Source organism: Desulfosporosinus sp. BICA1-9 (genome assembly GCF_000802135.1).
The window spans coordinates 1-14,116 of the sequence record NZ_JUEE01000108.1 but is presented as its reverse complement, the minus strand read 5'-3'; the positions used below and the strand labels follow the sequence as shown (position 1 = coordinate 14,116).

12 protein-coding genes and 1 pseudogene are annotated in these 14,116 nt (G+C 39.1%); 4 read left to right on the top strand and 9 right to left on the bottom strand.

The window, feature by feature from the left end:
- Positions 1–229 precede the first annotated feature (229 nt).
- The 4 genes from JL57_RS13805 to JL57_RS13790 form a co-directional block, all read right to left on the bottom strand.
- Positions 230–1,033, bottom strand: a complete 804-nt coding sequence (locus tag JL57_RS13805; protein ID WP_034142623.1) for an MBL fold metallo-hydrolase — start codon at positions 1,031–1,033, stop codon at positions 230–232.
- Between the two features lie 148 nt (positions 1,034–1,181).
- Positions 1,182–2,408 carry a thioredoxin-disulfide reductase gene (gene trxB, locus JL57_RS13800; RefSeq protein WP_034142622.1) on the bottom strand — a complete coding sequence of 409 codons (1,227 nt, stop codon included), beginning with the start codon at positions 2,406–2,408 and terminating at the stop codon, positions 1,182–1,184.
- A gap of 10 nt (positions 2,409–2,418) precedes the next feature.
- Positions 2,419–2,739, bottom strand: a complete 321-nt coding sequence (locus tag JL57_RS13795; protein WP_034142621.1) for a co-chaperone YbbN — start codon at positions 2,737–2,739, stop codon at positions 2,419–2,421.
- Positions 2,740–2,834: 95 nt separating this feature from the next.
- Positions 2,835–4,718 (bottom strand): aryl-sulfate sulfotransferase, encoded by a 1,884-nt coding sequence (locus JL57_RS13790; RefSeq protein ID WP_034142620.1) that lies wholly within the window; start codon positions 4,716–4,718, stop codon positions 2,835–2,837.
- A gap of 354 nt (positions 4,719–5,072) precedes the next feature.
- Here JL57_RS13790 and JL57_RS13785 point away from each other — a divergent pair, with 354 nt between their 5' ends.
- The 3 genes from JL57_RS13785 (at position 5,073) to JL57_RS34400 (ending at position 8,504) form a co-directional block, all read left to right on the top strand.
- Positions 5,073–5,987 (top strand): LysR family transcriptional regulator, encoded by a 915-nt coding sequence (locus tag JL57_RS13785; RefSeq protein ID WP_034142619.1) that lies wholly within the window; start codon positions 5,073–5,075, stop codon positions 5,985–5,987.
- Positions 5,988–6,576: 589 nt separating this feature from the next.
- Entirely contained in the window at positions 6,577–7,974 is a 1,398-nt protein-coding gene (locus tag JL57_RS13780) for an anion permease (protein ID WP_045691083.1), read from the top strand.
- 236 nt (positions 7,975–8,210) lie between these two features.
- Positions 8,211–8,504: a recombinase family protein gene (locus JL57_RS34400; RefSeq protein WP_366557026.1), complete on the top strand. Its 294-nt coding sequence runs from the start codon at positions 8,211–8,213 to the stop codon at positions 8,502–8,504.
- On the opposite strand, the gene JL57_RS13770 is transcribed toward JL57_RS34400, so the two are convergent.
- Both JL57_RS13770 and JL57_RS13765 read right to left on the bottom strand, forming a co-directional pair.
- Positions 8,460–8,798: a hypothetical protein gene (locus JL57_RS13770; RefSeq protein ID WP_291300077.1), complete on the bottom strand. Its 339-nt coding sequence runs from the start codon at positions 8,796–8,798 to the stop codon at positions 8,460–8,462. The genes JL57_RS34400 and JL57_RS13770 overlap by 45 nt on opposite strands.
- An 853-nt stretch (positions 8,799–9,651) precedes the next feature.
- Positions 9,652–10,392: a DUF3800 domain-containing protein gene (locus tag JL57_RS13765; protein ID WP_291300075.1), complete on the bottom strand. Its 741-nt coding sequence runs from the start codon at positions 10,390–10,392 to the stop codon at positions 9,652–9,654.
- A gap of 375 nt (positions 10,393–10,767) precedes the next feature.
- On the opposite strand from JL57_RS13765, the gene JL57_RS13760 reads away from it, so the two are divergent.
- Complete coding sequence (locus tag JL57_RS13760; RefSeq protein ID WP_366557025.1) at positions 10,768–11,241, top strand: tyrosine-type recombinase/integrase; 474 nt, start codon at positions 10,768–10,770, stop codon at positions 11,239–11,241.
- Here JL57_RS13760 and JL57_RS34395 read toward each other — a convergent pair.
- The 3 genes and pseudogenes from JL57_RS34395 to JL57_RS13745 all read right to left on the bottom strand — a co-directional run.
- Entirely contained in the window at positions 11,238–11,831 is a 594-nt protein-coding gene (locus tag JL57_RS34395; protein WP_291300076.1) for an IS1634 family transposase, read from the bottom strand. The genes JL57_RS13760 and JL57_RS34395 overlap by 4 nt on opposite strands.
- A 27-nt stretch (positions 11,832–11,858) precedes the next feature.
- Positions 11,859–12,386 (bottom strand): hypothetical protein, encoded by a 528-nt coding sequence (locus tag JL57_RS34390; protein ID WP_291300074.1) that lies wholly within the window; start codon positions 12,384–12,386, stop codon positions 11,859–11,861.
- A 1,349-nt stretch (positions 12,387–13,735) separates the two neighbouring features.
- Positions 13,736–14,116 (bottom strand): annotated as a pseudogene (locus JL57_RS13745) (3-deoxy-7-phosphoheptulonate synthase); the annotation flags it as partial.

Below are 14,116 nucleotides of genomic sequence, written 5' to 3'. Positions count from 1 at the left end.
TGCTCTACGGTTTAGTTATAGATCCCTGTGAACAAAAGCTTATATAGCTACTTTTCCTGAATTAAGAAAGTTTTGACTCCTGATATTGGGACATAAATTTTCATGTAAACGGTTACATCTCTAATACAATAATAGCTTTTTCAGAATGCACTGTCAATCCTTATTTTCTGAATTATACTTACCCTAAATAATGAATTTATATGTAGCTGAATGTACTCACTGCACTGAATTACAGTTCAATGACTTCTAAGTCATTCGGAACAAATATATTTCCATTATAATACATTTTCCCCTCAGCGGTGTATAATTGCTTTCGTTGTTCAATATTTTTGTCCTCAGTATGCCATAGAACAAGGTTTTTAACGTTCAATTGTGTAGCAAGTTCACAGGCTTCTTTTACCGTGCTATGGTTTTTCTCATATGGTCTGAAGATTTCACGATCACTATAAAGACAAAATGCCTCGCTTAATAACCAATCACTATTTTCTACGTATTCCTTACATAACGAATTATAAGGTTCATCTCCCAGAAAAGTGAGAGTTTTACCGTTATTTATCTTTGTAGTAAAGCCAAACTGTTTATCCTTCGCTGAATGTATATCAAAAAATGTAAACTCATATCCGGCCAGAATTTCCTTCTGTCCGTCTGCTACAGGAATTAGGATAATTCTCTTTCCGATTAAATCCGTAGTTACCTTATCCAGTGACGCATCAGTGACAGCTAATATATTATTAATTAGCTCGATATGGCAGTAAATATTGAAGTTTCCATCATATCGTTCTGTCAGGATTAGTGATGCTATACTACGTATAACCCACACCATACCCAATAAATGATCGGTATGCCGATGTGTAACAAAGGCGTTATGTATACCAAAAACGGGAATTTGAGTTTTTTTCATAATTCCAATAATTCCATTCCCACCCCCAGCATCGACCAAAATGTATTCTTCCGCGTTAGTGATTGCAAAACAGGTATTATAGCATTTCGTCACAAAGGCATGACCAGTTCCCAAAACTATAAGTTTTTCCATTTTTAATTCACTCCAATACACGAGTCCTAAACAATGTAGATTTATCGATTCAACGACATGACCGCATAAGAGATTAGGGGTATGCCCCAATCTCTTATGCGGTCTTAATAATTAAAACTCAAAAACTCTTGCAGGATTAGGTGAGAAGTTAATCAAACCTATTATCTTGCAATTGAGCATTTACTTTCTCCCAATTCAGTGAACAATCTAATTGTTTGATAACTATTCCTTTATTCAGAACAATACTGCAAGGTGCTTCCTTAACACAATATTTTTCTGCTAACGTTTTCTTTCTGGAAATATCCACTTTAACTATTTTATACTTACTACCGTTATCACTAACCACTTTTTCTAAAACGTTAATAAAAGCCAAGCTATCTTCTACAGTTGGATTAAAAAAGGTCAGTATAACAGGTTTTTCACTTTCTAGTACCTTTGCCCTAAAATCATTAACCTCTTCTATATATCTTTCCGCTGCGACTGCTGCAGTTGCACCATCACCTGCAGCTGATACAATCTGTCTCAAATACTTAACTCTGTTGTCACCAACGGCATAAACACCTTCAATATTAGTTTCCATTAACTCGTTAACAGGAATATATCCTTTTTGGTCTACCTCCACACCGCTGTCTTGCAAAAATCCGGTAGATGGAATCATGCCTACAAAAAAGAATACACCTTGACAAGCTAGCTCACTGCTTTCTCCCGTCTTAGAGTTTTTAATTTTAACTCCCTCAACATTTGCCTTACCTAATACTTCTTCAACAGTGGAATTCCAAACAAAGTTCATTTTTTTATTGTCAAATGCTTTTTCGGCACTAAGCTTGTTGCAATCAAGTATCCCTTCATCATGTAAAACAATAGTAGTTACCTTATTGGCGAATTTAGTAATATACATGCCTTCTTCAATGGCTTGGTCACCGCTGCCGATGACAACTACCTCTTCATTTTCAAAGAATTCAGCATCACAAGTAGCACAGTATGCTACACCACTGCCTCTTAATTTTGTTTCACCAGGTATATTCAGCAACCTTGGTTTGCAACCACATGCTAAGATCACTGCTTTGGCCGTATACTCTTTTCCTTTTTTGGTTTTAATGAGTTTCTCGTCTTGGCAGAAACCTATTTTCATCACTTCATCTTTGATAAATTCTGCTCCAAAACCTTCGGCATGCTTTTTGAAGTCCTGCATTAACTTGGGTCCTGTTGTTTGACCATACCCGGGATAGTTTACAATCTCCCTAGTGGTTTCGGCCATTCCACCTATAACCCCTTTATTAATAACCAAAGTTTTTAATCGTGCCCTAGCACCGTAAATCGCAGCAGTTAAACCTGCCGGTCCCCCCCCGATAATTACGATATCATAATTGTTCATCTTGCACCTCTTATATGAGTTCCTCAATTTTTTCGACCATGTCATCTTCCTCAACATCGCCTGCTAACTTTCCATAAAACTCACCATCTTTAAAAAATAACAGCTGAGGAACACCTTTAAGTGAGAAACTTTTAAACAAAGCTTTATCCTGCTCAACATCCATAGCGTAAAAAGATAATTTGTCTTGATACTTTTCTGCGACTTCTTCCAATCTGGGCACAACTTCTTTACACACGTGACAATCATGCCTGCTAAATACAACTACACAGGCCTCATTGTTATCATAAATTGCTGTATTAAAAAGGTCAGCCTTAATCATCTTGAGTTCCATTTTTATACCTCCTTAATTACTAACCATAAGGTTCTACCGTGAACCTACGTCACGGTAGAACTCCCATGAACTTGTAGGCATAGCTAACTGGAGTTTTATAGCATTACTGATGCTTTTATATCGTACTTCAGGTTATCGATATTCAAATAAATATCAAAGTTGCCAGACAAACCTTCCCTGCTCACATAATACTGCACATCATTTTCCTTTTGTTCTTCAAATGATACACAGGCAGCCGTGATGTCATGCACGTCGGTGGGTACTGAGTATAATTTAGAACCCTCCGCACCTTTTAATTCCAGCAGGACTTGGGAGCCTTCCACAAAAGTGCCGCGCAGCGCCAATCGATCTTCTTCAAGCACAAAGGAGAGCGCGTATTTTTGGGGTAGTTCCACACCGGCCTCTTTAAACTTAACTTTCAGGCCAAATTCCGGGTTAACTCCAAAACCACCTAAGAATTTACCTTTACCCAGTCCAAAGTTCGTTTTTTCATCATATAAAGCAAGTCGTCTGGCTCGGTAGTAGTTACCGCCTTTAACCATTAATTCATACTTAACTTCGTTGTTGAACAATTCGACCGTGGTTGATTCCAAGGTCAAGTGAATATGATCCTCTTTGTGTTTATTGATCTGCAATGCTCCTAAATCATCCGTATGCTTCCCTCTGAAGGTTGAGATACCACCTGAGTGCACCATGTAGTGGCCTTCACCGTAGTAATCCACGTTGCAGATATAGGGGGAATAGAACTCTGCGCCTCGTTCCTTGCCATACTGCCAAACTTGTTCTATTTCCATTTTTTCAGTATTCAGTCGGTAAATAACCCCTCGGGAGAAATTATCATTGGGTGGCACTCTGTTTTCCGTGGTTTTGGATCGATAGGTTCCGTTATCAAAGACGAAGACATCGCCGTTAGGTAAAATTCTAGCTGCATGCTGCTCATACTGCCAGTCAAAGTCACCTTCTGTGACATTTTTAAAGAAGTATTGTTGCCACTCTTCTCCCCAGCCTTCTGGATCACCAATAATCCAGTTTAACTTACCTGTATCGTAATTAAAGTTAATTACAGCATCCTGGTGCCGTCCGGACATGGTAATGGAATTAGTGGGTTTGTCATACCAAACGGAGTTATTATGGAACCAGTCATGGTGATTCCAGTCTCCTGCTTTACCTTGTTCTCTTGGCAATATCTTGAGCAGATCCCAGGACTTAAGGATTACGCCGGTTTCTCTATCGATTTCGACAACAAAGTCTTCCACAGATTCCGCGAAATCATTATCCGAAGCAGCTAATAAGTTGCCGTTTTCTAATTCTATAGCATCGTGGTGAAATCCGCCCGGCAGCCTGTGTTCGACGTAAATCTTACCACAAAAGCCCATTTCCATAAGTCCTACGGTGTAATACGGCTTTTGCATTGAGCGGTAAGAAGTTACTAATAGTCTTCCGTTAGTTAATTGTTTAATATCCCAGCTTGCTTTTTCAGTCATTACCCATCTTAAATCACCAGCATAATCAAAGCCGCAAGTTCTAGCAGAACCAATCAAAGGAGTTGCAGTTGATATAATCATAATATCTTTGCCAAAGTAATCATATGTCGTAACACAAGAGAATGCTTTGTTAATATTTAATTCTTCAACTTCAATTTTAACCTCAGTTGTTTTACCATTTTCCTGTGTTAACACAACGGTATTTTCATAAGCATCATATAAGCCATATATGGGCAACACATGCTCCCTGGCGGCACTAAAAGTATGGTCTAAATCTCCTTCTACTGCCTTACCCTTTACAGTTACCTTTACTGCAACTTCTTCTGCGGTATTAAAGCAAATCACTGCAGCCAATGGATTAATTAAATATGGATTTTTAACTACATAAGGATTTTCCAAAGTATAGTTTCCTGCTCTAAATTCAGATAAGAACTTTTCTTCGGATTCATGTTGTAAAGTAATTAAATGTTTTTGAGCTTCTAAATATTGTTTCATTTAACTCTCCCCTTTTCATTATTTTTTTATTATTACGTAGTGGGGCTATAAGCTTACCTCTACGAAATTAGCAAACTAAACCCCTGATTTTTCTAAAGCTTTTCTATCTCAGTGAATACCTGATTAGCTTGACCCTCGCTCCTCACCTAAAATCCCGATCCTTTGAATTCAATGCCGATGGTTTTCAAGATTCTTCGAAAGGCATCCTATTCATTCTTTCGTAGCATACTAACTCGTAGCATATAATTGCCCGGCACTATATAATTTGTTCTGCAATTCGGGTTATAATGTGAATAATTAACTAGAACACTCTTGGTACGATAATTTTACCAATGTAAAGTGGGAGGTGGTAACATGCGTATAGAGCATCTTTATTATTTAGTTGAAATAGCAAAAACAAAATCCATTACACTTTCTGCAGAGCATCTCTATATTTCACAACAAGGATTAAGTCAAGCTATTCAGAAGCTCGAGGCAGACTTAAATGTTTCTTTGTTTCGGCGCTGTCGCCAGGGAGTAGATTTAACGGATGCAGGTATCCTCGCCGTAGAAAAAGCAAAAGATGTTATTACTAAATACGAGGAATTACTTAGTAGTATGGAGCCCTATTTTAATGTTAACAGTACAATTTCAAATGATAAATTAGCCATTAGTGCGACTCCCTACATGAGTAATTACCTACCTCAAATCTTAGATCTATTTCGGAAAAAGCACCCCGATATCAACATTCACATCGAAGAACAAAAACCTAATGAGATTGTAACTAAGCTTATTAACGGGTGTACTGATATAGGACTTGTTAATTTACCGGACTATTATGACTTAGAACACCTCAAGAGCAGCAACGTTATCTTTGAAAAAATCCGAAGTTACGAATTCTTGGTTTGTGTGGCCAAATCATCCCCCTTAGCTAAGAAGACAATGTTTAAGAAATCTGATATAAAGAATCACCCACTTGTGGTCTATAAATATGAACCCTATTTAGAAATCCTAACTCATATGTTTGGCGATTTGAGTCAACTAGATATCATTGTGAAAACTAATAGTCGTGAAATCTACTTGAAGACTATTATCCACGGCAAAGCCTTTGGTATTACGACGTACAATGATTTTATCCTATTTCGCGAGAAATCAATGGTCGCGATACCGATTAGAGATAGCCTTAGCCTAGATTTCGGTTGGTTTACTTCTACAAATCATTCTCTCTCATCGGCAGGTCTGGATTTTCTAGAGATTTATAAAGCCTACATAACTAAGCTACCCATTTAACACCTGACCTCGGGTTCATGATGTGAAGAGTATCTAGGTCGAAGTATATTTACTTGCAACATTTATCACAAACAATGGTTTCATGTGTGTTGTCACAAGCAATCTTTGTAAAACACTATAAGCGCCTACTACCAAGTATAAAGCGAGTAGGGAATTTAGCTATTAGGCCAAATTCCCTACTCGCTTTTCTCCTCAGCAAGAGCGCTGATCGCGATGTTGTCTAATGTCTAGCCATTCACGACAGGTCGAAACGTTAACGGAGAAGTATTAGTATTTCTAATAACAATTATTAGCACAATAAATACTTGAAACCCATCTCAATAAAACATTGTTGGTACTAAGGCATTAGACAATCTACAATGTGCTTAAAATAACCTTCACAATCCTAAAGGAGATAAGCCTCAATTTCAATTAACCGGGGGAAGCTGGTAACCCCAATCCTAATCGGAGGAATAACGCTAGTTAGAAGACTTATCACCTATCACGAAGGAAGGGAGGAGGATTAATACAAAGAAGTATACTTTTCATTCTTGGTAATATCTGAATCTAGAAAATGTAATGATACTATAAATTAATGGAGGTTAAAATCATGTCAGTTCAAACCGTGAAACAACCCACGAATATGAAACAAATAAGTTTAATGATCATAACTTTTATTCTGCCACTAGCAATTTTGTTGATCCCAACCAATGAACTGTTTACCCCTCAGATTAGAATGTATTTAACAGTTACCCTTTTCGCAATTCTAACCTTTATTTTTGGCAATATAAATCAGACTGCTATTTCGATTTTATTACCGATTAGCTATGTAGTTTTAGCAAAAGCACCTGCTGCAGCTGTTTTTGCCCCATGGTCACTCTACATTCCATGGTTTATTATTGGCGGACTATTTCTGGCCAATGTTATGGAACGCACTAACTTGCTCAAACGAATTGCCTATAACTCTATTTTGCTCACTGGGGCAAGTTATAACGGCATTATTTGGGGATTATCTTTAGCCGGGGTAGCACTCTATCTCTTAATTCCCGGAAATACCGTTTTCCCTTTGGCAGCTTTAGCTTATGGTCTTTGCAAGGCCCTAGAACTTGAAACTGGCAAGGAAACGGCTGGTATAACCATGGCTGCTGCCATCTCCTCACTCCTTCCCGGATGGTTCATCTTCAATGCGAACTGGGGTTTGCTGACAGGACTAGGTAAAGGCGTAGCCGGAGCGGTCGATCTGACCTGGATTCAGTACCTTATGTACAATAGTATTTCAATTGTTTTCTACGCATTTATGTTTTGGGTCATCACCAAAATGTTTAAACCCGCTGGTCCTATTAATGCTAAAGAGTATTTCAAAGGTGAATTACTGAAATTAGGGAAAATGTCCTTTGATGAGAAAAAGGTTCTCATTATGTGTGGTATGCTTTTTGTTTTCCTCTTAACTACTCAATACCATAAGATAGAAGCCGGCTGGGGTTTTGTGGTTTTCCCGATGTTGCTCTACTTCCCCGGATTCAACGTAGCCACCAATGAAGACATAAAAAATGTCAATTATGGAATGGCAATATTTACTGCTAGTTGTATGGGTATTGGAACAACCGCTGGAGTCTTAGGCTTAGGGAAAGTTGTAGCCACTGTCATGCTTCCGATGCTCGCTGGTAAAGGGGTTATGTTCATTTTTGGTATCGTCTATTCGATGATCTTTTCTCTAAACTTTTTAATGACTCCGTTGGCAATTATGTCGGCATTCACCTTACCGCTTACCGAAATTGCTATGAGCTTTGGCATTAACCCCGCTGCCTGGTATATGTTCATCCAAATAGCAATCGATGCGATTATCTTGCCCTATGAATATGTCCTATATTTGATCTTCTTCTCTTTTGGAATCGTGAAGTTGTCTGACTTTGTCAAGTTCCAAGCAGCAAAAAGCGTATTAACTATGATCTTCGTGTTCGTGATACTCATTCCATTCTGGAGACTAATTGGCTTCTTAATGATGTAGTAAAAGAATTTTTTCAAAGGGTTCCCCAGTATTAAGCAGCCGTAACACTAGCCTAAAATCGCCTATACTTTGTGTTTAGGCGATTTTTCTTAATTAATGGGTTTGATCATTCCACATAAAGAAAATGCAAGACGATGGAATGGATTTATATGCTTCCCTGCCTGTCCTTTCAATGTAGCTGGACTCGGTGTTTGCACTTCAATCATCTTAGAGTCTCTTCTTGAAGGCTTGGCTGAATATTACTCCGCAAATCTTGGCAGAGAAGTCATGAAAGGCATGACGGAAAATCTTATCAGTGTAAACATACAGGGGGGATTCCCCCCCTTGGCTATGACATTGACCCTAACACCAAAAAATATGTAATCAACGAGGTTGAGGCCAAAGTTGTACGTGAAATTTTCTCACTTTATCTCGATGGCTACGGTTACAGAAGAATGATAACTGTTCTAAATCAGAAGGGATGTAAGACTAAAAGAGGTAATACATTAAATAGACATCGCAATTATTTTATTAGCATTGTTACAATATGAAATATAGTCTTGTTGTGAGATGCCTGATTGTAAGTGGGTTTTTTCCCAAATACTTTGAGGTGTGCCACAAAATATTTGACCAGGAGTGAAGTATCCTACGATTTTAGCTTCTGGGGAAGTTGCATACATTACAACCTTATCGACTTTTTGGTTAAACAAACGTTTTCGGTATTCATAAAGTTTTCTTCCCGCAAAAATTTCCTTGAGGTACTGAGGCTTAATAGAAATAAGCGCACAGGTCTCATTCAATGAAATGTACGGTTCTAGCAATAACCTAAGTAATGATGTATCCATATTTATCCTTTTCCACTTTGTATTAAAATAATAATACCTTTGTTTATAAGCGCTTGTCAATAAAATCTTATTGACAAGCCCGTGTATTTATGATACTTTACTATATTTTTAAAATCTTTTCCTTATAAAATGCAGAAAAAGCCTTGAGGTGTACAATTCAGTACCTCAAGGCTTTCATTATGCATCTCTCCACCTAATATTCGAGGGTTTGATTGGTGGAGGCGAGGGGATTTGCACCCCTGTATCGAAGAGCTGCCACAAAAGCGTCTACGCGTGTGTCCTTTAATTTAAATTTCGCCAGTCTTGACTCCTAAAGGCCAGGATTCAGTTCAGGCTAGCTCGATAATCTTAGCTAATGTCTCCGAGCATTGACATTAGAGCGTCCTACTTAATTGACACCCTGTTTCTTCATCGTAGGTTCTGAAGGCAGGATGCTAGCGGCACTTAAGCAGCTAGAGCGTAATTATTTTCGTTAACTATTAGGTCCACCGTACTTGTTTACAACTTGAATGCAAAAGAGTTCCAACTAATAGTTAGTTGCAACTCTTTTACTTATTAGACGAATCGGAAACCAATTCCTCTAATAAGTATTTAATGGCGGTCTGGAAACCAATCCCCCAAAATTATCTTAATTGATTTGTCTGTATAATAGACCATTTTGATACAAATGTCAATACTTTCTTATAAGGAGTAAGCTGGGCGGCCTGGAAACCAAACCCCCCGCTACCCCTCGGAGCTCCTAATAGTAATCTACTCAATAACCTGAGGAATTATTCCTTGCGGTTGAGGATTATCTACCCAGAGACGCACTTTCTTTGTTATCGGGACCTTTTTAAATCCCCAATTCCTGAAATCATGATTGATTCTGGTCCTTTACATAAATTTTATCTTTGATTGCCTTAAAAATTTTGTTATCTTGTCCATAATTAATATGCTTAGGTTTTGCTTCTATTAGTCCAAGTCTTACACGATTTAGAGGATTACAAAGTATGTCCGCAATTTCAAGCCCATATTTGTATTGAGGGTTAATTTTATCAGAAAAAATAAAGCCCTTTAACTTATCCTTATAATTCTCAAAATCTAAATGGACTGTTCCATGATTGAAAATATCAAAGAAAGCCTTTTGAATTAAGAAGTTATTATAATCATCCCTTGCCTCTAGAACGATTTTAGCTGTTACTACGTCCGGCGAACTTAGGAAAGAATAAAAGGATTTCATAATATGAGCAAACGCGACTTCATAAGCATCTTTATGTGTTGCAAAGTAATTCTCTAGTTTAGGTTTATCAACTGTTACTGAGATAATCTGAAAATCTAAGCTTGCAAGGAATTGAGGTAAATCATCCCAAAACTTCTTTAAGTGTTCGGGTGTAACCCCATCTGCGACCCTATATGGTTCTTTAACATTAGCGATTTTCGTTAGATGAAGAGGAATGTCTTTTCTACCAAAGCATGAACTCTTAAATGCCTCAATAGAAGGACCTAATTGATTGATTAAAAATCGATTGTCAAAAATAATTCCTGTTACAGAAAACGGCTTATTACGTTCATTAGAAGTACCTGTTTCATCTATAAACATAGTATATTTTGGCAACTCTCGTCCCCCACCCTCAAACTTTACTTCATAAGTATAATACTCTTAAGCAAATTTTGACAAGTGTCTTGCAAATATTCTTTCTTTAGAGATACAAACCGTAATATTATTATAGACCTTACCATCATTGAATGTAACACAATGCTATTCTGACACATTCCCAGATCCCTGGAACGCCTGATATTAAAGGCCTCCAGGGATTTCTTGTATTTAAGGGTAATCCACGACCCTCTGAATATGACTTAACCCCTGCCACCAATCATTATGGCACATAGCGAAAGGAGCTAAAACAATGGAATACGTTCAACCAATCAGAGACAAAAGGGCCCTAGAAACAATGAAGAAGATACTAAGATCAAGTAACCAAAGAGATTACTGTCTCTTCGTGCTTGGCATCAACTCAGGTTTACACATAGCGATCTTCTAACCCTCAAGGTATCCGACGTCTATGATGGAAGCAAGATTAAAGACCGCATCGTGATCAGGGAGAAAAAGACTAATAAGCTAAAAGACTTTCCCCTAGGAGAAACCTCAAAGAAAGTCCTTAAAGAGTTTGTGGTTTCCTTAAAGCCTGGGCAAGCATTATTTGCTAGTCGAAAAGGATACAAGCCAATTACCAGGCAGCAAGCTTACAGGATACTAAATGATGCTGCCAGGGCAATAGGGATCAAGGAACAGATCGGAACCCATTCCCTGAGAAAGACTTTTGGTTACCACGCGTTCCAGGCTGGTGTAGATATTACACGGATCCAGAAGCTGCTCAACCACTCTTCTCCTAGCGTCACCTTAGCTTATATCGGGATCACCCAAGATGAGCTGGATAATGTTTATTTGAACTTAAATCTTTAGCCAATGCGCTTGGCAAATACCTTAGATGAGGAATAAGAAATGTACACAGTAACAATGGATGACTTAAAGGTCATGGTATCAGATGGGACAACCTGTGTTATGGAAATTGATTTGTGCGAAGCTACGTCACTAGGACAATAATTCTTTTCCTTAAGAAGTTGAAGATTATTTTTGGTAGCAATTCCTCGGTCCATCACAATGGTAGGTAAAGTTTCCTTAAAGAGGGTCTCATCCTCAACATAAAGTCTCTTTAGTATTTCCTTAAGTGTCTCAGGTTCCGACTGGTTTCCTTTGTAAATCTGGCTAAAGATCGGAAAGCCTCGGTTATCCACGACCAAAGCGAGCGTGACCAAGGGACAATCGCTTCGTTTTTCTTTGGAATGACCACGCATAGCCGACGTATTCTTTGATGCCCCACCCTCAAAGTAAGTATTCGTTAAATCATACAGCAACAAAGCATGTTCCTGGGGAAAAAGAGTCTCTTCCTGTTTCCTAAGTTCATTTTCCAACTGTTTTTTATGGGTCAAAAGCGTATCACCAATCTCGTAGATAGCGTTTTCGCCCATCGCACTCAAATCAACCTCTAACATTTCCAATAGTGACGTTTTCTTTTTCAGCTAATACCTCGTCTGGCGTTCGCTTGCCGGTTCAATTAACCGGCCGAGAACAACGGCTTGAGTCCAGGCTTGCTCTGTCGAGGAGAGTCCACACGTTTGCAACAACTTATCAAACCCCAGACGTTCCCAAAACGCATGGGCAACTAATTCCGGACCTAAAGAACGGGTCATTGTATGTTCGACACTTTCTAAGTCGATCTGACAAAACGTTTGTCTTTGTTTCCGGGCAGACTTCTCCTCACCTTTTTGTTGCACAAACGAATAATAATCCATCGCTTTATCGGCAGCAGTCGTCATTTGAATGTCGTCTTCGAACAGAGAACTTTGACCTACTAATCGGGCTTCCAAAATCTTGGCCAGTTTCGGCCAATCCGATTTAGGGAGCTCCAACGTACCCAAATGCAAAATAAGGCGTTGCCTGACTTTGGCTTTGGACCCTTCCATGAAACGATAAGCTTCAACAAGGCGATGGGTAACGTATTTAGTTTTGGTGACTTTATTGGTTGTAACGCATTCTCTAATATACATGCCTATAGTATATCTCGTCACAGAAAGAAAGTATATAGCCCCTGAATTTATTACGGCACTACATTGGCATTTTGGAAAGTAGACCCGCCTGTACCAAGGGTTGCAGAGTTTGACGGCCTCTATAAATGGTATATATTAGGATATATAGCCCTTTTTAGCGTGAAGTTGGGTTAAGGGTAGGGACATTAAATAGAGGGGTATCAGCCATGGTAAACATAAACCCGCCTATTGTACAGATTTAGCTACCACGCTGAACCCCTCTTTAACCCTAAAATAAAAAAGAGCCCCGAAGGACTCTCTACTCGCCTATGTAATGGCGGAGGCGAGGTGACACTGCTAGAGCACCTAACATTGTTCATTTCTTTGTAAATAAAATTATACTTACAATTTAATGATATTTCGGTGTGACAGAGCCGCAGATTTCGCTCTGGGCTGAGCCACCATTTGATGGCTCCCACGGAGCATATTATTCATTTAAGCCTTCGCAGAGCGAGCATAGGTGTTAAAATTGACAAATAAGAATGGAAATTAAGCAATCTTATGTGAAGGGGCTTAAGCAATGACCTCAATATTCCTAATGATCTCAGAGCTCAATACCAAGGCAATCGTAGCCTTCTATTAGGCTTGTACATGATTGATATTAGTATTATAGACAATCTTCAAATCTTCATCCGTTTCTCAGATTTTCCCCCGTACCTTTCAGACAAGGGTATAGACAAAATGGTTACTAAGCCATTTCCCTGACCAACCTCGCATGGAAGCAAGGGGGACGTAGCGAAACACATGCTCCCCTTGCTTGTGACTTTGGTTTGTCTAAAGGTGACTAGAGGATAGATGACACTTTCATCTCATCAATTCAATGTCCTCATGTTATCTGCTAAGCATGGAGTCAACATCAATTTTGATCCTTTTAAGCGCATGCCAGAGTTGCAATTCTTTATGGTACTAAGGCTACTACCTGCCATTAGTGCACTTTTGGGGTCAGGCCTGAAATATTCCCTTATCCTTTTTGCAACTCGAAAGTGGCTTTTGGGGACAGGTTAGAAATTTCCTCATATCCTTTTTGGGGCGCAAGGGACCTTCGCGCCCCAACGAGTTCCGCCGAATAGAATATTATCTCATAGGGAGGGTACCTGACGAAACCCTCCCTATAATTTTTACAGTGATTCGGAACAAAATATGTTAAATAGATAGTCCTCTGAGATTGTCGATCGATCATTTGTTTCCTGATCCGAAGTCCGGAGTAGCTGCCCCGAGATGGGTTACCGTCAATTTGTCGGTCAAACACAAGCTGGAAGAAATTCGCTATCTATTGAATATAAAAATTGATACTGAGAGTCCCATGGCGCTCATGACATCTTTTTACCTTCGAATAGGGCTCTCTTCCTTAAATCGACCATTATTTCTTCAAACTGCTTTAAATCCAAAGACTGGGCGCCGTCGCACAGTGCCCTAGAAGGGTCATTATGGGCTTCAATCATTAACCCATCTGCCCCTACAGCCATGGCTGCTTTGGCAAGCGGCGCAACGAGGCTGCGTATTCCTGCCGCATGACTGGGATCCACGATCACCGGAAGGTGTGACTTCTGTTTGAGCAGGGGAATTGCGGATAAATCCAAGGTATTTCTTGTCATCGTCTCAAAGGTGCGTATACCCCGTTCACAAAGAATGACTTGTTCATTGCCCTCGGACATAATATACTCTGCACTCATTAGCAGCTCTTCGATGGT